The organism is bacterium (assembly GCA_020444065.1).
Classification (GTDB): Bacteria; Sumerlaeota; Sumerlaeia; order SLMS01; family JAHLLQ01; genus JAHLLQ01.
In genome coordinates this window covers 619239-638051 of sequence record JAHLLQ010000001.1, presented here as the reverse complement: position 1 = coordinate 638051, position 18813 = coordinate 619239, and the positions used below count along the sequence as shown (strand labels likewise).

Below are 18813 nucleotides of genomic sequence, written 5' to 3'. Positions count from 1 at the left end.
GCCCGAGAATCAGACGCGCAGATCTAGGAGGCTGTGTACGAATTCTTGAACAGGGCAATGAGCTTTCGGTGTGGATCTGACAAGTCTTGATTCTCGCGTTCGATTCTGTCGACGCGAGCTTGGACCTCCCGGGGATCGCAGAATTGTCCCAATTCATCGAGGCGGAATTTCTGGTGCTTCGTAGCGACCCTGTCTCCAGCAGTCCAGATCTCGCTGGTGGCAACGAATAGTGCCAGGAACGGGGGAAGCAGGCTATCGTGATCCAGAATTCGACTCACTAATGATTCCCAGCCTCGATTCGCATCCCATTCCCTCCAGGCCCAGAGGAGGTATTCTGCATTTGACTGATTTAGGAACTCTTCCGGCGTCATCCCTTGGAGACGGGCAACGCACTTCGCCTGGAGATTCGGGAGGCTTTCGCTGGGCAATATCAAATCATGTTCAGAGTGCTGCTCCCCCTCTCTTGGTGTTGCCATTCACACTTCCTGTAAGGGGCCTATCAACTGTGTGGATTCTTCGATCATTCGGCGAATGAACTCAACGACAGATGTGGGTTCATGATTGCGGAGAAGCTTTGTTGTCAGACGCGATATTAGTAGGCGAGTACTTACTTGCGCAAAGGCTCCGTCGTCATTGGGCAGAAGATGGAATGAATCGTACAAGGCGTGCAGGAGGTTACGTCCTTCATCCTCACCTATCTCGCCTGGCGATGTGTAATCCTCAAGTTTCGACAAAAGAGGGCGCAATCTCCCCGAAAGAATCCACCTTCGCAGTTCCTTTAGGCAGGAGCTAAAAGAACCCAGAGAAGATCGAATGGCATCGATCTCCCACTGACAAATCGAACTGCTGGAGCCACCTGGAGCAAGCGCGAAGTAAGTCTTGTATAATTCTGGTGAACATAACATCAGCGTACTTCGCCAGTGCTTCGCATTGCTGTCAGAATAATGACCCACCTGCTTTCGATCAATGTCTCTGACTTTTGGAAACAGTTCGCCCAGCAATTGGAGAATGCGTTTCGAACTCTGGCCTTCAAGACTCTTGAGGTATTCCGCAAGTGCTTTCCGGGACTTTGCCTCCGATTCAGCCTCGTCAAGGCCCACGGTAAAAAGCTCCGAGTGATTTCTCATGAAGGAGTACACATCAGGTTCGAATACCCTGATGCCCTCCAGGGCAATGAAATCAATTGGGTTAACCTCCAAGACGGGCCTCTCGTGGAATTGCGCGAGATTGAATTCAAGACTGCCAGTAAATCGTTTGACATCGCGCAGATTCCCAAAGAGTTCCCTGAAACCGGAATGGTACACATTCCCCCACCGAGAATCTTGCGGAGAGAAGAAGCCCCATGCCCTTTCGGGAAGGGACCCGATGATACGATCGAGCTCAGTTGTTAATAGGGAGTAAAGGGAATCAGCAGGTATGGCAGGTAGATTGAAGGATTGCTGCACGATCTTCTCCAAGAAACTCCTTCCGCATATCCCAAGTTGAGAAGTCAAACTCTCTTCGATGACGACGCGATCGTATGCCAGCAGATACACCATTCTGGGGAAATCGGCATTGATCCGAACGAGCTTGAACACTTCTCTGACCTCGTCGGGCATCAGGCGATCAACATCATCCATCACAACGAGGATATTCCTGCTCCTCTTGCTGATTTCTCCCTTGAGTTGCAACTTCCATTCGTGAATCGACTTCTGACCTCTGGATGATTGTCGTTCGAAGTACTCAGCGAGCCACAGAGAAATGTTCTTGATGCAACCCAGTGAGAAGAGTACCACTGTGGTAATCATAGATAGGATGACTAGCCAGTTGATGCTGCTGAGCAATTGGACTGCACTCAGGCTACTGAAACCAGCGACAGTGGCGATCACAAAGAGTATCCGCCTGATATCCTCTGGGGAGAGCTTCGCCGCTGGAACAAATCTCAGGATTTCGCCCCACTCCAGGAGCATAGCAGCGAGTTTCGCGGCCTCTTCCGATTCATCCTTCAGGCGCAGTTGCTCGGAGAGTTCAGTGAAGAACCTCTCAGTGATATCTCCCTCTCCAGAGATTGTCCAAGGGTTGAAGTTGATCACAGTCGGGCTTGATTCGTCCTCTTCGGGAAGTCCATCTAGTTCCTCAAGCACGAGATTGATGATGGATGTCTTGCCCGAGCCCCACTCCCCGCAGAGCCCGACCACGATGCTCTCATCGCCGGACCATCCAGATAGCGCCGACGCCAAGCCTTCTGCGAAATGGTATCTGCCAAGAAGATCCTCGGCCTTTCCGCGAATAGGTACTTCTTCCTTTAGCATTGGCATCAGCTTTCTATGATGTTCACGTGCAGGTTGGATTCCATTCACGTAAGTAATATTGAGTGGGAAGTGCAGTCAATCTGAACGGCCTCTCTCCCGTAGGATTTGGCAGGAGATCCATCCCTATTGACTACGACAAAACCCCCTTGCACTTCCGAGCGAGGGATTCCAAGCTAACGATAACTCTCACTCGCCGGAGGGGTGGCATGGGCTTTCTTCGTCGCGTTGTCCTTGGATCTGCATTTCTCGTTGTTGCAAGCGCCGCACCTGCGCCTGCCTGCACAACGTTTCGCATGGACACTCCCGATGGACCGATCGTTGGGGCGAACATTGATTTGTTCATTCCGGGCGACGGGCTGGTGTTTGTGAATCGGCGCGGTGTGGCCAAGTCGGGTTTCGGGCCGAGCACGACGGGCGAAACGATCGAGTGGGTCTCCCAATACGGCAGCGTGACCTTCAGCCTGGCAGGGCGCGAGTTCGCGGTGTCGGGAATGAATGAAGCGGGTCTCGCAGTTTCGTCGATGGAGTTGCTTGCATCCGAGTTTCCCGAGCCGGACGCGCGGCCTCCGTTGCCGATCGGGCCGTGGGAGCAGTTCATGCTCGATAATTGCGCGACCGTCGAGGAAGTCATCGCGATGGAACGCGTCGTGCGCATTCAGGACGATGCGCCGCCGTTGCACTTCCTGTTCACCGATGCGAACGGAAACAGTGCGGCGATCGAGTGGTTTGACGGCCAATGCGAGGCGCGCACTGGAGCCGATTTGCCGACGGCCGCAATGTCCAATATGCCATACGGTCGCGCTCAGGAGGCTCTGGAACGTGGCGGAGCACGCTGGTGGTGGTCGAACCCCGGTCAGTCGGCTGAGCGCTTTGCCGCATGCGACGCACGCGCGAAGGCCTTCGATCCATCCGGCGAAATCAGCGCCGTCGACTACGCGTTCGGAACACTGACGGGTCCAGTCGCCGCGTCGCACACGAAGTGGAGCATCGTGTACGACATCGCGAATCGCGAAGCGTGGTATGGCACCGTGGTCAATCAGAAGGTCAAGCACGTCGTGTTCGCGGATCTCAGCTTCGAGTGCGACGAGCCGTTGCTGATGCTCGACATCAACGCGCCGATCGAGGGGGATGTGGCTGACGCCTTTGTGCCATACGATCCCGATGTCAACGGCATGGTCTTCCGCCGGTTTTGCGCGCAGTACGGACTGGACGTCCCGGAAGAAGTCTCCGTGGCCGTGACGTCGCATGTCGATGGATTCAAATGCGCGGAAGAGACAGCGGCAGACCCGCGTCTAGTCCCAGGGCCTTCGCGCCCGCAATTGCAGGCATTGACCGAAGGAGCAACAATCTCTCGGCTGAGTGAAGCGGCCGTTGACGAATAATGTACTGTCCCGATTCCTTCTGCGAGAATCCGCGCCACTGGCGCTGGCGTTATCGAAGCGCGCTCGACTTTGTTCCTCCGGTTCTCAGCCGGTAGTCTTCAGAAATGGGGGCACAGAGCGCTGAGATTACGGCTCCGCAGCATCTTGATTGATTCGTGCTTCCAGTTCTTCGAGTCGACTCTCCAGATCTGAAACCCGGCTGCGCAGCGCTTCGTTTTCCGCTTCCAATTTCGCATTCACCCCCTTGATGGCGGCAAAGGCGACCCCGTCTGCGTCGGTGGTGGAGATCGCCTTGTCGGTATCGCCAAGGCCGAAGGCGGCGTAGAAATCCTCGGCAACAGGACCCAGATGCTCGCCATCGTTGCTGCCGGTGTATTCCCATCGGGTGACGGGAAGGGAGACGAGGCGCTCAAGCACGTCCACCGGGTCAATGGCCACGAAACCTTCTTTCAGTGACCGGCTGGAGGCGTTCGTCCACGTCCCGCCCGCGGTCAAATAGGCACCATTGCCGTTGGTGGAATCGTCGCCGACCTGCAGGGGGCGGTTAGTTTCCAGACGGAAGAGACCGACAGCCTCGGCGCCGGGCTGCAAATACGCGACAGGCTCGGGCGGAGACATGTAGAGACGGAAAAGATAGTCAGTCGATGGTCCTCTGTCAGCCCGTCCATCGGGATAAGGGTTTGTGATGTTCATTCGCCACTTCAGAAGTGAGTCCGCCGTCGTGCGGAGTGTGTAGATGCCCCCCTCGGTGACCGGAACGGGACGGGTGAGTGGAACGGATAACCAAACATCGGCATCAGTTGGACCAGTGTAGGTCGAAGTGTCGAGGAGGTTGCCATTCGTCCCCTCGCCTTCATAGATGCGGAAGGTGAAAGACGCAGTCTCATTCGGAGAGCTGACCCGTGCCTGCAGAGCAGCGATGCTGCCGCCCCGTGGGGCTGTGAAGCTCTGCCAGGCGTTTGTATAAGTAGAGTCCAATCCAGTTTGAATGCTCTCCACGGACGCTTCGAGACGGCAGGCGAATGGGAGCGTGTAATCCCACTCATTGTCCGGATCCGCATCGGCGTCATCGACGCTGATACCACTCAGACCAGTTCCATCGCCGACAAAGGCGTCTGCCGTCACCGTTCCTCCTGCTTCGATGTCGTCGGCGACCCACAGGTCTGCCTCGACGTCTCTCCCGAAGTCGAGTCCAGACGTTGGATCGATGCTTGACAGTTGCGTGTTTCCTTCTGCTCCGACAGCAAGGCTGTCGTAGAACTGGCTGCCGTATCCATCCTCCCCATGCACTACAGAGAACCGATTTGCATCCATTCTGCTCTGCACGCTGAAGAGTTGGTAACTGCCTTCGATGTCGGGATTGTCTTGAGCCTGCACGACAAGCGCCTGGGTTGCCGATGCATTATTGCCAGTCTCGTCCGGGCTGGTGAAGACCTGGTAGTTCCCGATCGCGATGTTTCCATAACTCGCTTCTGGGTTCGTGGTGCTATTCAGGCCGGAGTCGACGCCAACTTGCAGGCCAGTGTTGGCCTGGCTGGAATCGAAATCGCCAGACAGGCTTGGGCCGGCGATCGCAACTCTCTCAAAGCCAAGTGCACTCTGACCGTTCGCGTCGGAGCCCTCGGCGAGAACATCCGCGAGAGTCTGGAGTTCGTTGCTCGGATCCCGATCCAAGTCATCGAGGGCTGTTGAAGCAGCCGCGGCATATGGCACGGGAAGAAGCTGTACACGCGGCGATAGCGTTTCGAACGCGTCGGTCCCTCCATCGCTGTCGACTTCGATCTCCAGCCACAGAGCTGTGCCATCGAATACCGAACCGAAGTCCAACTCCTGGACAATCATCCCATCGGCGGAGTGGGTGTTTTCCCGAGTTAATGGCCCGGCCACTAGCGTACCGGTCGTGTCTTGGTCGTACAGTGAGAACTTCAGGCTGACGGTGCCGTCGACGGGCGTGGCATTGTCGATGAGGCGGCCCTGGTAAGTAAAAGCTGTTCCGGGATCGGCACTCAGTGCTGCCGCCAGGCACAAGAATCCTACAATTGGCAAATAGGCATAGACGCGCATCAAAACTCTCCCTCCACGAGCGAAATATCACTCGATAGATGGATACGGAGATACCATTGATCGATGACAGGCGCAACCAATTGTGCGGAGAGATTCCCAGAACTCCTCGGTTCCTTGGGAAAAGCAAGGTCCGGATACTTGCCGTTTTCGCGTTGGATGTGCTCTGGCTCTTCCTACTTCCGTCGCCCTTCCTGCCGCTTCTTTGCAAGTTCCTTTGCGTAAACCTGCAAGTCTTCGTGCTGATCGTAGGCGTCCATGATTTCAGCGCCCAGGAAGAACTCCAAGACGTCCTCCAATGTAATCAGCCCCTCCATGCCACCGAATTCATCGATGACGATGAAGAGATGATTGTGCGTTTCAAGGAATCGCCGGAGGACTTCGTAGACATCGATATTCTCGGGGATCATCGTGACGTCGCGTTTGAATTCCGCAAGCGTGCGTTGTTCCCAATCCGAATCCTGATGCTCGATGATCTCATCGAAGACATCGCGCCGGCGCACAATCCCGACAATGTTTTCGGGGCTGTCCTGCCAGATAGGGACGCGGCTCTTCGTCCAATTGGTTCGATTGCGAGCGACCTCTCCCAATGTCGTCGCGGCATCGAAGCTCTCGACGACGATCCGCGGCGTCATCAGATCGTGTGCGGTGACGGAATGCAGCAGAAGCGCGTTCTGACTCCAGATCAGTTCGTCTTTGCGTAGGTGCCCGGCCTCTGCGGCCAGTCGCGCCATGGCATGCAGATCGGCGCGCGTCGGGCCGGATTCCTTGTCGCCGAAGCGGGCGGTGAGGATTTTCGTAAGTCCCTGGCTGGTCTTCACGAGCGGCCAGAGCATCCAGATCGTGATCTGAATTGGAAATGCAAAGAGCGGCGCCAGTTTCTCCGCCATTACAACACCAAGGGTCTTCGGGATGATCTCCGTCACGATCAGGATATGGATCGAGAATGAAATCGAGAAGAGCGTCAGTGCGAACGGATACTGAGCGCCGAAGCGCCCTTCGACCAGCGCACCAGCTACCGTGGCGCCAATGGTGTGCGCCAAAGTGTTCAGCGTGAGAATGGCGGCGATCGGTTCATCGATATTCTCGCGCAGCCGCGCCAGGCGCCTTGCTCCACTGGAGCCTGCCTCGCGCAGTGCCTCGATTCGGCTTTGCGGGATCGAATACAGAGCCGCCTCCCACAGCGAACAGAGGAAGCTGACAATCGTCACAAACCCAACGGCGAGAAGAATCCCGAGCATGCGAGGATCAGAAGGGTCGTCCGGGAGTGCGTCAAGACCAGTGCAGACACCCGGCTCACAGGAAAAGGCAATGACAACGGCCGTCTACTCGTTCTACGTTCTTCAAGAGAACTTAGGGAACACAAGGCAGGAGAAGACGATGTTGGTTCGGTTGAAAGTCGCCATACTCATCGCAGTTTTGACGGCAAGTATCGCCTTCGGGCAGACGCTGGAGCCCGTCCGCGTTGTCGCCTTCGGTTCGCCCAGCGTAGACATCGTGAACGAACTGGCTTATTCGCCGACGACCGACGAGTTGTATGTCGGTGGGACGATCAGCGGACCCGTTACTTTGCCCGCGGCCGGTGCCACGACGATCTCCGTCGGGCACGACGGTGACTACGATGCGCTGGTCGGCGTCTTCGATCCGAACAAGTCGGTGTTCTCGGATCACCTGCGGATCGGTGGGATTCTCGACCAGTACCTGAGCATTCTCCTTCCGCGCGACAATGGCGACCTGATGATCGGCGGCGCCTACAAAGAGCTGACCGATTTCGACGCGGACGGCACGGACGGATTCACATCTGCGTCCCTCGAGGCTTCGTTCGATCCATACCTGATGCTGACAAGCAGCACGCTCGAGCAGCGCTGGATCAAGCTGCCGTTCGGAGAGCTTTCCGACTACGCGCACAGCCTTCAGCCGATGCCGGACGGCGGCACATTGTACTCCGGGATGTTCCGCATCAGTCTTACCTGGGAAATCGGCGAGCCGGACGAGACACGGCTGGAATCCTACGACATCCGATTCGACACGGCCGTCGTGCGTTTCGATTCGAACGGCGATATTGTCTGGAGCAAGGTCCTGGGGCGCACCGAGGACGATGCGTACACATTCTCGACTCTGCTGCCGGACAACAGCGTAGTGCTGTGCGGGTTCTTCGAGGAAACGACTCTCGTTCCCGGCGGGACCGCACCGGATGCGGAATTCAGCGCCGCCGGCGATCGCGACATCGTGGCGTGCAGGTTGGACGCCGATGGAAACCTGATCTGGGCGCGTGGATTTGGTGGCCCGGGGCAAGATGAAGCATTCGACGTCCTGGAGCACCAATCCGGCGCGTTGCTGATGGGCGGAGTCTACTCCGACGATGCTGTGTTCGACCTGGCGATGGGGGGGACGCAGACGCTGACTTCGGCCGGCGGCCTGGACTGCTTCATCGCGTCGCTGGACCCCGCGACGGGACTCGTATTCTGGGTCGGAGGGTTCGGGGGGACTGCGGATGATACACTCTACGAGATGGCTGAATACTCAGATGGAGCAATCCTGGGTGGCGGATTCTTCGGAAATGGCGGGGATTTGCCGGGGCTGAACGGTCTGATCACGGGGCGCGGTGGACGCGACGGCTACATCGGTCTATTCTCACCCTACACAGGCGAGTTTTATGCCTTTCAATTGATTGGCGGAGCAGCGCGGGACGAGGTCATCTCAGTCGAGGTGGGCCCGGCCGGACGGATTTATGCCGGCGGCGTCTACTCCGGCAGTTGCTTCTTCGGGAATTCGGCCTCTGCGCCAATCGCCACAAGTTCCGGGGTCGAAGACGCCTATGTCCTTGAATTGCAGGCGGATCTGCCCGCCGATGCCTGGGGGTCATGGCACGCCTACTGGTAGCCGAAAGCGGGCCTAAGAGCGTGACTTCCGCGCCACAAACCCCTGTCGCGTTTCAGGTTGACTTACTCGGGAGCCGAGCCGAGACTCGGATGAATCAAAGGATTGGGTTGAGAGCTGGTCTGGTGTAGTTGCCCTCGACCACATTTGCTTTGGTGCGAGTCCACCTGGGGGAATGTGCGCATGGCGTCCGCAATGGAGCGCAAACTCGGCGAGATGCTCGTTAAAGACAACGTCATCTCGGCGGAAGACCTGGAAGCCGCGCTTCAGCGGCAAGAGGATTCCGGGGACAGTCTTGGCCGTGTTCTGGTGGAGATGGGCTTCGCGTCGGAGTGGGAAATGGCCGCCGCGCTGGGCAAGCAGCTCAACGTCCCATTTATCACACTATCGCACTATGATATCGACCGCGGCGTGTTGGAGTGCATTCCCTCCAGCATCGTCCGCAAGTACAAGATTGTGCCGGTCGACAAGACCGGCGATACGTTGACGATTGCCCTTTCCGATCCCTCCAACATTTATCTGCTGGACGAACTCCGGATCCTGACCAAGAGCCAGATTATCCCCGTGATTTCCTTCGAGTCGGACATCAACGAGGCGATTTCCCGGTACTACCCCGAGGAAGTCGACGCGGGGAATATCGACGAGGCCCTGAAGGAGATCACCGACGACGATATTCGCGCCGTCCGAGACGATCTCGAGTCCGAGTCCATGGAGATGATGGATGACGACGAGGAACAGGGGGATGACGACGACGATTCGGAAATCAACGACGCGCCCGTTATCCAGCTCGTGAATACGATCGTTACCGAAGCCATCAAGTCGGAAGCCTCCGATATTCACATCGAGCCCTATGAGAAGGTCTTGAGGCTCCGGTACCGCATCGACGGTGTGCTGCACGAAATGTCGCCGCCGCCCAAGAAATTCCAGAACGCGATCATCTCCCGCATCAAGATTCTCTCCGACCTCGACATCGCGGAGAAACGCCTTCCCCAGGACGGGCGTTTCCGCATCAAGATGAAGAACCGCGCGATTGACTTCCGTGTTTCGACCTGCCCGATGATTCACGGAGAGAAGGTCGTTATTCGTATTCTCGACCAGGGCAGCCTGATGCTGAACCTGGCGGATCTCGGCTTCGATCCAGAGGAATTGGACAAGCTCGAGGAAGCCATCCACAAGCCCTGGGGCATGGCACTAATCACTGGCCCGACGGGTTCCGGTAAATCCACGACGCTGTACTCGGCTCTCTCGACCATCAATGATCCGAGAAAAAACATCTCCACGATCGAGGACCCGGTCGAATACAACCTGAAGGGCATCAACCAGGTTGCCGCGAAACAGGACATCGGGCTGACGTTCGCCGCTGGGCTGAAGTCCTTCCTTCGCCAGGACCCCGACATCATCATGATTGGTGAGATTCGTGACCTGGAGACGGGCGAGATTGCCATTAAGGCCGCTCTCACGGGTCACTTGGTGCTTTCCACGATCCATACGAACGACGCTCCGAGTACCCCCCAGCGTATGATCAACATGGGCGTCGAACCCTTCCTCGTCAGCGCGTCTCTCGTGCTGATCGAGGCGCAGCGCCTCGTGCGCCGCGTATGCAAGAACTGCAAGGAAGAGTACAAGCCGGAAGCGGATATCGTGGCAGCCCTCGGGATCGACGATGAGGATGTCATGTTCGCCAAGGGCCGGGGATGCGACACATGTCGCGGGATTGGAACAAAGGGACGTGTCGGCCTCTATGAGATTATGTCCGTAGACGATGATCTGCGCGATGCAATCACATCGGAATTGCCGACCAACAAGTTGAAGAAACTCGCCGTCGAACACGGCATGCGGACACTTCGCATGGCCGGCGTCCGCAAGGCCATCCAGGGCACTGCTCCCATCGAGGAAGTCCTTGCGGCCACGATGGCGGACGAGGATTGAGGTAACAGTACCTCCGGCAGTGCATGACGAGACGCCTTAACAATTGAGGAGTTTGCTTAGCGATGCCGATTTATCAGTATGTTGCGCGAGCATCCGACGGTCGAACCGTCAGCGGAACCGCAGAAGCCAGCGACCAGAATACCGTCGTTCGGATGCTGCGCGAAAAGGGGCTGATGCCCACTCAGATCAAGGTGGGTGCTGCGGCTGCAGCGCGGACCAAGAAGCGGAAAGGCAAACGCGGGCGGACGAAGCTGGACGACCTCGTTGTGCTTTCCCAGCAGATGGCCGTTATGATCCGCGCCGGTCTGCCGCTGATCGAGGTGCTCGATATTCTTGCCGAACAGACCGAGCGCATCTCGCTCGCGAACGTCGTCCGCCAGGTCGAGCGGGACGTTGAAGCCGGCGAGTCCCTGACCGAGGCCATGGTCAAACACGCCAACATCTTCAATATGTTCTTCCTCTCCATGATCCGAGCCGGTGAGGCCTCCGGTATGCTCGACTCGATCCTGGAGCAGGTGGCGGTTTACCTGGAACGTACGGCCAGCCTGCAGCGCAAGATCAAGACTGCTATTATGTACCCGGCCACCGTGTCGATCGTCGCGACCGGTATTACGATCTTCCTGTTGGTAAAGGTCGTCCCCGTGTTCGCCAACATCTTCTCCGACCTGGGCGGTCAGCTTCCGTTACCCACCCGAATAACCGTGGCCCTTTCGAACTTAATTAAGGACAAGTGGTGGTTGATCATCATTCTGCTGATCGGCCTGTGGATATTCGTCTGGCAGTACGGCAAGACGAAGTCCGGCCGATACAACCTCGACTCGCTGAAACTCAAGATACCCATCTTCGGTCCGCTTCTGTTGAAATCGGCGGTCGCGAAGTTCACTCGAACTCTCGGTACGCTGATCCGATCCGGTGTGAACATTTTGTATGCGCTGGACATCGTGGCCAAGACGGCCGGCAATGCGAAGATCGAGCGAGCCGTCTACAAGACGAGAGCCAGCATCCAGAGCGGTGAATCGCTCACGAAGCCTCTCGTCGAAGCGGACGTGTTCCCGCCGATGGTGACTCGTATGATCGACGTCGGCGAGCGCACCGGTGCGCTGGAAAGCATGCTGACGAAGATCGCCGACTTCTACGAGGACCAGGTCAGCACGGCGGTCGCCGGACTGACATCCCTGATCGAGCCCTTGCTGATCATCTTCCTCGGTGTCGTCGTCGGTTTCATCGTCATCTCGATGTTCCTGCCGATGTTCAAGATGATCGACCTGATCTCGCACTGAGATCGCCGACAAACGAAACAAACATGGCGCCGTCCGATTGGGCGGCGCCTCTTCATTTGGTGGACTGTCAGGGGGAAGTCAGCCGCCGATCGCCTGCATACTGCGGCCGACGTTGCCGTTCAGAGCCTCGATCGCATCGTAGCGTTCGGCACGCTTCAGGAACTGATACCGCATTGCCGCCGCAACGGCTCCGCGATCGCGACGATGGATCAGCGGCACAAGGTCGATTTCTTCGGGCATCAGGAGGCAGGGCTTGAGGGCACCATCGCTCGTCAGGCGGAGCTTGTTACACTTCAGACATTTGGTGTTCGACATCTGCGAGATGAATCCCAGCCGCGCACGCGTCCCTTCGACGCGATACGTTGTGGCTGGTCCGTAGCCGGATCGATTGCCGGCTGCGGGTCCGTCGCCTTCCGGAGTCAGCACAAATCCGAGCCCGCGCAAGTGCGCTTTCAGATCCTCGACGCTGATGAAGTTGTGGTGGAAGAAATCCTTCTCGTCGAAGATCGGCATCAGCTCGATGAAGCGAACCTCCAGGCCGCTTTCATCCGAGAATCGGACGAAACGATCCATCTCCTTGAAGACAATATCCTTCATGGCTACGGAGTTGATCTTTACCTGTCGGAAGAGGCCTCGGGCCGTTTCAATTCCCCGCAAGACACGCTTAAGCGAACCGCCGCGTGTGAGTTCACGGAATCGATCCGAATCGAACGTATCCAGTGACACGTTCACGCGATCGAGACCCGCATCGGCCAGGTCTTCACCCAGGCGGTCCAGCATCACGCCATTGGTTGTCATGGCGATGTCGACGAGATCCTCGTTTCGGCGAATCCCGCGGATCCAATCCACGATTCCCGGCCGCAGCAAGGGCTCTCCGCCAGTGATACGGATGGCCTCTGCGCCCAGGTCGTTCACCGAGACATCGACCAGGAAATCGAGATCTTCCCAGCTCAGCTTGTGCTTGTGCGTCAAAGCACAGCCCTGGACCGGGTTGCAGTACGTACACGAGAGATTGCAGAGGTCCGTGACGCTGACACGCACGTATCGAAACTGCCGGCCATACTGGTCGACAACTCGGGGAACGACGATGGGATTCAGGTCTGTGAGGGCTGCCATGAGGTGCGGGCCAAGCGGTGGATTCGAGCGTTATGTTCCGCCAGACATAACGTTAGCAGAATCCATGTCAGCGGCTCGCTGTCAACGATGGAAATCCGGGATCGCAAATGCCGAAGACGGGCCAACGGGAGCCTAGATCGCTGGCTCTCCAGCAGTTGCGGCCGGCGTGGGCTTCAGCTTCAGCGCTGCCAGCAAGAGACACCCACCGGCCAGACAAGTAGCAGCGACGGTGAAAGGCACCCAATGAGCCACCCGAACGAACAGGACGCTGCCGATTACGAAGCCGGCCGAGCGCCCGATTCCCATCAGTGCCTGGTTCATTCCCAGGATCGTTCCCTGGTCCCCTGAACTGCCGGTTCGCGAAAGCAGGCCGGTAATCGACGGCGTGGCAAGACCGCCACCCAATCCGATCAGAATGGATGAGATCCAAAAGCCTCCCAAGCCTGGGCCGGCTGCCATCCAGACGTACCCCGCGGCGACGAGCATCAGGCCTCCGATTGCGACGGCGCGTTCGCCGATGCGCTTGACCAGCGGGCGGATCAAGCCACCTTGCGCGATCGCTCCGACCAGACCCAGCACGGCAAACACCTTTCCGACAGCCATGACATCGTAGTCGAACCACTCGCCGGCGGCCAGAGGCATCGCCGTAAAGAACTCGCTGTAGCCGAGCGTGGCGATGACGCTGGCGCCGAGCAAACCGGCGACGGCCGATTGGCCCAGGACGCTTCGCCAGACCTCGCCGGAGAGGATGGGGATTCGAATCCGGGCGTGCTCCTCGCGGCGGGGAAGAGTCTCCGGGAGGGCGAAGATGATCAGAAGCAAAGCGATTCCCTGCAACCCCGCCATGATGTAGCCGAGCGCGTGGAAACTCCAGTATTTCGCAATCAAGGCTCCACCCAGCGGGCCGATCGTGAAACCGACGCTAAAGACGGCCCCGAGCAGACCCATCCCGGCCGCGCGTTTGTCTTCGGGCGTGGCGTCGGCCACAACCGCATGGGCAAGCGCCGCCTGAGAGGAGAGAAGTCCGATCGCAAGTCGGCCGGCGAGAACGATTCCGACATGACGGCCAATGCCCCACATGAGAGACCCGAGGATCGTTCCGATGGTTCCGATCACCAGGACGGGTCTGCGTCCCCAGCGATCGGAGAGGCTCGCCCAGAGCGGGGTAGAGATTGCTTTCGGCCCGGATGTCGCCGCCCAAAGCAGTCCCAGCATGAGCGCCGTGCCGCCGAGGAAGTCCGAATACTCCTCGATGGTACTGACGGTTGCGCCCAGGCAGAGGATTTCCAGGAAGACGATGAGACTGATGACAATCAGAACGCGTTTTGTGGGCATAGTTGACCGATTGGTACAAATTCGTCGGGCGATCCAGGCGGATGCAATTCTTCGGCCTGCTGTTAAATCACTGTCGGTACGGCGCTTGCATCCAGGCGTGCGTTGTGCGTGGAATGGTCGAGATACACCCATACGCCACCTTGTGATTTTTTTCACGAAAGTGGACTTGAGCTGTCCACTTTCGGGTGTCCGGAGCGGTCTCGTTGGGGAGGTTGAGCAGGCTTCCTCGCGTGACGTTGCCTCCGGGCTGCAGAGTGTTGAAAAAAGGGGCTTTGCCTCTCTTCTCTTGAACGGAGTTCTGACCGAATGAAAGCCATGACCCAGGCGATCCTGGCCCGTTGGAGGATCCTGTTCCTCGTGCTGGTCCTGGCCATCGCGGGAGCAATTCAGGCACTGACCCTTCGCAACAACAAGGGCTATGAGCCCACACAGCCGATCGCTTTCAGCCACAAGCTGCATGCCGGCAAGTTGGGCATGGACTGTCTGTATTGCCATTCGAATGCCGATAAATCCGCGCACGCCACAATTCCGGCGGTGGACGCCTGCATGGGTTGCCACTCGGTCGTCCGCACCGATCGTCCCGAAATCCAGAAACTGACCAAGTACTTCGAAGACGGCAAGCCGGTCCCCTGGGATCGGATCCACCGAGTTCCCGATCACGTCCACTTCTCTCACAAGGCTCACGTCGCGGCCGGCGTCGCTTGCCAGACTTGCCACGGCCCTGTGGAGACGATGGAAACCCTTCGCCAATTCGCTCCGCTCAACATGGGCTGGTGCGTTTCCTGTCACCGCAACGATGACTACCTTCGAACCGGCGCCAAGCAGGATGCATGGGAAGCCGAGGGACTTGAGATCGCCGGAGAAGAAACGGAATTCAAGAGTCTGAAGTCCAACATGTGGGATGGCCGCGAGTTGGATCAGTTGGCTTCCAAGGCCAAGACGGATGAGGAGGCAGCGGCGGAACTGAAGACGCAGATTCTCGCGGCTCTCGGTTACGACAGCCTCGCCCCGCAGGCAGGCCCCGGCGCGATCGACCATGTGAAGGCCTTCCAGAACGCTTCGATCGACTGCAACACGTGCCACCAATGAGCGAATTCGAACCCGAGCAGGAGACGTTGATGGGCGAAAATACGAAACCGCCGGCCATGTGGTCCACCCTCGATGAGTACGAGGGCGATCCGGACGTACTGGCCCGGAAGGGCGGCGGCGATTGGAACACAAAGCCGAAAGGTTTTGCTGATCGGCTGGAGAATCTGAGTGTGCCGGAGTGGAATCTTCGCCGACGCGACTTCCTGAAGCTCAGTGGATTCGCCGCAGTGCTGGCGGCGGTCGGCTGCGGCGAACGTCCGGCCCAGAAGATTCTCCCTTACGTCACTGCTCCCGAAGAAATCACGCCCGGCGTCGCGAACTACTACGCCTCGACCTGCAAGGGCTGTGAAGCCGGGTGCGGTCTGCTGGTCAAGACCCGTGAGGCACGCCCGATCAAGCTCGAAGGCAACCCCGAACACCCCCTCAACAAGGGAGCGCTTTGCTCGCGCGGCCAGGTCCAGGTTGTTGGGCTCTACGATCCCGATCGTTTGCGCCACCCGATTGCCGTTGTTTCTGCCTCGCCCGATTCGAAGGGCGATACTAAGGCCGATTGGGACAAGAGCTATGATCGCGTCGCGAAGGCCTTGCGTGCCGCGGGTAGAAAAGCAGTGCTGCTGACCGGAACGATCCACGGACCGGCGCGACGTGCTCTTCTGGACGATTTTAAGAAGTCGTTCCCCAGCCTTCGTCACGTAACGTACGACGCGTTCGCGGACGAGGCTCGTCGCGAGGCCGCTGTGCTGGCGTATGGCCAGCCGGTCGTGCCGCGGTATCACTTCGACAAGTCTGAAGTCACTGTGCTTCTCGGCGCGGACCCGATGTCGGAGAGCCATTCACCTGTCGAGCACATGGCCGGCATCGGGGCCTCCCGCCGAGTGACCGGCGAGGACGGCCACAAGAGGATGGGTCGCCTGTATGCGTTCGAGCCTGTGATGTCGATGAGCGGCATGAATGCCGACTATCGCTTCTCGGTACGGCCCCAACACTTCGCTTCGCTGGCATTGGCCATTGCAGCGCAACTTGCCGCCGATGGGCACACGGAGATTTCCGGCCTGTCCTTCGGGAATGTGAAGCCGAGCGTGTTGGAGAAGGCCGTCGGCCTTCCCTCCGGCACCGTGAAGCGCGTGGCCGACGACCTTTGGGCGGCCCGCGGCAAGAGCCTCGTTTACGCCGGCGGCATGATGAGCAGCACCGAATCGCTCACCGATCTGCACCTGACGGTCAATTTGCTGAATTCGATGCTCGGCAATGAAGGTCACACGGTCGATGCGTCCCGTCCCAGCAACCAGTCGCAGGGTTCCACGAAAGAGATGACCCAACTCGTCGCCGACATGAAGAATGGCGACGTGGATGTACTTCTGATCGAAGGCACGAACCCGGCGCACACGTTGCCCGTGGCTGCGGGCTTCGATGACGCGATGAAGCGCGTCGGCCTGAAGGTTTCCTTCGGAACTCACAAGGATGAAACGGGCGCACTGTGCGATCTGATTCTGCCCGGGCTCCACTTCCTGGAAGGATGGGGCGATGCGGAGCCGTACGAAGGACTTCTCAGCATCCAGCAGCCCACGATTCGTCCGATCTGGGAGAATCGTTCGTTTGAAGACTCGCTCATCGCACTGGCTTCACGCCAGGATGGGCGCCGTTTCCTGAAGCCCATCACCGAAGAGGAGTCGGAAACGCAGACCCTCTCCTGGTACGAGTATCTGATGCGGCACTGGGAGACCGAGGTGTTTGCAAAAGGCAAGTACCCCGGCTCGTTCGAAGACTTCTGGTTCGCAACGCTTCGGCGCGGCGTTCTGGAGACGCAGCCGAAGACCAAGTCCACGGGTCGTCGTTTCCAGGCAGATGCCGCCTATCGCGTGCTGCGTCGCGCAGAGGCGAAGTCGGCCACGGGTTACACGCTGGCCGTATTCACATCGGCGAATACGTACGACGGTCGGGATCAGAACAATCCCTTCCTCCTCGAACTTCCCGATCCTGTTGCGAAGGTCAGTTGGGACAACTTCGTTGCCGTGGCTCCGCAAACGGCTCGTAAGATGAAGCTGAAAGACGGCGATATCGTTCGTTTGAAGGCAAACAACGCAATCGTCGAAGGTCCGGTTCGCATTCACCCCGGCGCTCATCCGGAAGTGCTTTCCATCGGCGGTGGATGGGGACGCACTCACGCCGGCGCAGTCGGAAGCAACGAGGGCTTCAATGCCTTCCGCCTCGGTTCCGTTGGCGACTTCGGCGCGGCCTACTCCGGCGCTTCAGTGACGATCGAGAAGACCGGCGATCGCATCAAGCTCGCGGATGTCCAGGGCCACAACTACATGGAAGATCGGCCCATCGTTCAGGAGACGAACCTCGAGTACCTGAACAAGGACCCGAAGGCCCCGCAGCCGCCGCATCACGTTCCCGAATGGGAGCCTGGCCAGCCGCTGCATGACATCTGGAAAGCCGATCACAAGTACAAGCAACACAAGTGGGTTATGTCGATCGACCTGAACTCCTGCACGGGATGCAACGCGTGCATGGTCGCCTGCCAGATGGAGAACAACGTTCCCATCGTCGGCAAGCGCGAGATTCTCGTCGGCCGCGAGATGCACTGGATTCGTATCGACCGCTACTACAAGGGAGATCCGGACAATCCGGAAGTCGTGAAGCAGCCGATGCTCTGCCAGCATTGCGACAACGCGCCCTGCGAAACCGTCTGTCCGGTGCTTGCCACGGTGCATAGCCATGAAGGGCTCAACCAGCAGGTTTACAATCGCTGCGTCGGCACGCGTTACTGCGCAAACAACTGCCCGTACAAGGTCCGGCGCTTCAATTTCTACGAGTACTCGAAGTTCCGCAAGGGGCCGCACAACCCGGATCAGAAGGTTCCCGAGACGCCTCTCGAGTTGCACCTGAATCCGGATATCACCGTACGCACCAAGGGCATTATGGAGAAGTGCTCCTTCTGTTCGCAGCGCATTCGCACGGCAAAGGAAGAAGCTCGCGAGAAGGGTCGCGACATCCCCCCCGGTTCGCTCCTGACGGCATGTCAGCAGACGTGCCCCACCAAGGCGATTACATTCGGCGATGCACTGAACCCGGATCACGAAGTGAATCAGGTGCGCGACGAAAATGGCGGCAAGCGCGGCTATGGCGTTCTCCACGACTTCAATGTTCAGCCAAACATCATGTACCTGGCCAGTGTGCGCAATCGCGAGCCACGCGAATACGATGTGCAGCAGGCGGCCGGCCATCACGGCGGCGGTCATGGTGAGGAACACGGTGCCGATCACGGCGAGGACCACGGAGGCGGTCACGAGGAAGCTCCCGCTATCGAGCAGCACGGCGGGGGAGAAGAGCAACACAGCAGCCTGATCGATTCCGCTAGAGGAGTGATCTCTTGAGCCAGTTGGAAACAGCCCCTCGCGAAGAGCCGATCCTGGTCCCCAGCCAGCACGATCACGGCGGCCACGA

General features: G+C 58.4%; 11 protein-coding genes. 6 read left to right on the top strand and 5 right to left on the bottom strand.

All coding sequences use genetic code 11. From position 1 onward, the window contains the following. Positions 1-476 precede the first annotated feature (476 nt). Positions 477-2291, bottom strand: coding sequence for a KAP family NTPase (locus KQI84_02345; protein ID MCB2153701.1), 1815 nt, complete (start codon positions 2289-2291; stop codon positions 477-479). A 206-nt stretch (positions 2292-2497) separates the two neighbouring features. Here KQI84_02345 and KQI84_02340 point away from each other — a divergent pair, with 206 nt between their 5' ends. Then, positions 2498-3673 carry a linear amide C-N hydrolase gene (locus KQI84_02340; GenBank protein ID MCB2153700.1) on the top strand — a complete coding sequence of 392 codons (1176 nt, stop codon included), beginning with the start codon at positions 2498-2500 and terminating at the stop codon, positions 3671-3673. Positions 3674-3799: 126 nt separating this feature from the next. Here the strand turns inward: KQI84_02340 and KQI84_02335 are convergent, their stop codons facing one another. Continuing rightward, positions 3800-5737, bottom strand: a complete 1938-nt coding sequence (locus tag KQI84_02335; protein ID MCB2153699.1) for a tail fiber domain-containing protein — start codon at positions 5735-5737, stop codon at positions 3800-3802. A 173-nt stretch (positions 5738-5910) separates the two neighbouring features. Beyond that, on the bottom strand, positions 5911-6975 hold the full coding sequence (locus tag KQI84_02330) for a hemolysin family protein (GenBank protein ID MCB2153698.1): 1065 nt from the start codon (positions 6973-6975) through the stop codon (positions 5911-5913). A gap of 70 nt (positions 6976-7045) precedes the next feature. Here KQI84_02330 and KQI84_02325 point away from each other — a divergent pair, with 70 nt between their 5' ends. The 3 genes from KQI84_02325 to KQI84_02315 all read left to right on the top strand — a co-directional run bounded on the left by KQI84_02325 (position 7046) and on the right by KQI84_02315 (position 11823). Further along, positions 7046-8617 (top strand): hypothetical protein, encoded by a 1572-nt coding sequence (locus KQI84_02325; GenBank protein MCB2153697.1) that lies wholly within the window; start codon positions 7046-7048, stop codon positions 8615-8617. Between the two features lie 180 nt (positions 8618-8797). After that, positions 8798-10543, top strand: coding sequence for a type IV-A pilus assembly ATPase PilB (gene pilB / locus KQI84_02320; GenBank protein ID MCB2153696.1), 1746 nt, complete (start codon positions 8798-8800; stop codon positions 10541-10543). A gap of 62 nt (positions 10544-10605) precedes the next feature. Next, positions 10606-11823 carry a type II secretion system F family protein gene (locus KQI84_02315; protein MCB2153695.1) on the top strand — a complete coding sequence of 406 codons (1218 nt, stop codon included), beginning with the start codon at positions 10606-10608 and terminating at the stop codon, positions 11821-11823. A gap of 78 nt (positions 11824-11901) precedes the next feature. Here KQI84_02315 and moaA read toward each other — a convergent pair whose 3' ends face one another. Together moaA and KQI84_02305 are read right to left on the bottom strand one after the other, a co-directional pair. Continuing rightward, positions 11902-12939, bottom strand: coding sequence for a GTP 3',8-cyclase MoaA (gene moaA / locus KQI84_02310; protein MCB2153694.1), 1038 nt, complete (start codon positions 12937-12939; stop codon positions 11902-11904). 132 nt (positions 12940-13071) lie between these two features. Beyond that, positions 13072-14274 carry an MFS transporter gene (locus KQI84_02305; GenBank protein ID MCB2153693.1) on the bottom strand — a complete coding sequence of 401 codons (1203 nt, stop codon included), beginning with the start codon at positions 14272-14274 and terminating at the stop codon, positions 13072-13074. 306 nt (positions 14275-14580) lie between these two features. On the opposite strand from KQI84_02305, the gene KQI84_02300 reads away from it, so the two are divergent. After that, on the top strand, positions 14581-15363 hold the full coding sequence (locus tag KQI84_02300; GenBank protein ID MCB2153692.1) for a cytochrome c family protein: 783 nt from the start codon (positions 14581-14583) through the stop codon (positions 15361-15363). Then, complete coding sequence (locus tag KQI84_02295) at positions 15360-18743, top strand: 4Fe-4S dicluster domain-containing protein (protein MCB2153691.1); 3384 nt, start codon at positions 15360-15362, stop codon at positions 18741-18743. Before KQI84_02300 ends, KQI84_02295 begins: the two co-directional genes overlap by 4 nt. Positions 18744-18813: the final 70 nt, after the last annotated feature.

What these genes read in the sequence shown, in the direction of transcription:
- KQI84_02345 (MCB2153701.1), bottom strand. Translation starts at nt 2,291, where the DNA reads ATGCTAAAGGAAGAAGTACCTATTCGCGGAAAGGCCGAGGATCTTCTT.
- KQI84_02340 (MCB2153700.1), top strand. Translation starts at nt 2,498, where the DNA reads ATGGGCTTTCTTCGTCGCGTTGTCCTTGGATCTGCATTTCTCGTTGTT.
- KQI84_02335 (MCB2153699.1), bottom strand. Translation starts at nt 5,737, where the DNA reads ATGCGCGTCTATGCCTATTTGCCAATTGTAGGATTCTTGTGCCTGGCG.
- KQI84_02330 (MCB2153698.1), bottom strand. Translation starts at nt 6,975, where the DNA reads ATGCTCGGGATTCTTCTCGCCGTTGGGTTTGTGACGATTGTCAGCTTC.
- KQI84_02325 (MCB2153697.1), top strand. Translation starts at nt 7,046, where the DNA reads ATGACAACGGCCGTCTACTCGTTCTACGTTCTTCAAGAGAACTTAGGG.
- pilB (MCB2153696.1), top strand. Translation starts at nt 8,798, where the DNA reads ATGGCGTCCGCAATGGAGCGCAAACTCGGCGAGATGCTCGTTAAAGAC.
- KQI84_02315 (MCB2153695.1), top strand. Translation starts at nt 10,606, where the DNA reads ATGCCGATTTATCAGTATGTTGCGCGAGCATCCGACGGTCGAACCGTC.
- moaA (MCB2153694.1), bottom strand. Translation starts at nt 12,939, where the DNA reads ATGGCAGCCCTCACAGACCTGAATCCCATCGTCGTTCCCCGAGTTGTC.
- KQI84_02305 (MCB2153693.1), bottom strand. Translation starts at nt 14,274, where the DNA reads ATGCCCACAAAACGCGTTCTGATTGTCATCAGTCTCATCGTCTTCCTG.
- KQI84_02300 (MCB2153692.1), top strand. Translation starts at nt 14,581, where the DNA reads ATGAAAGCCATGACCCAGGCGATCCTGGCCCGTTGGAGGATCCTGTTC.
- KQI84_02295 (MCB2153691.1), top strand. Translation starts at nt 15,360, where the DNA reads ATGAGCGAATTCGAACCCGAGCAGGAGACGTTGATGGGCGAAAATACG.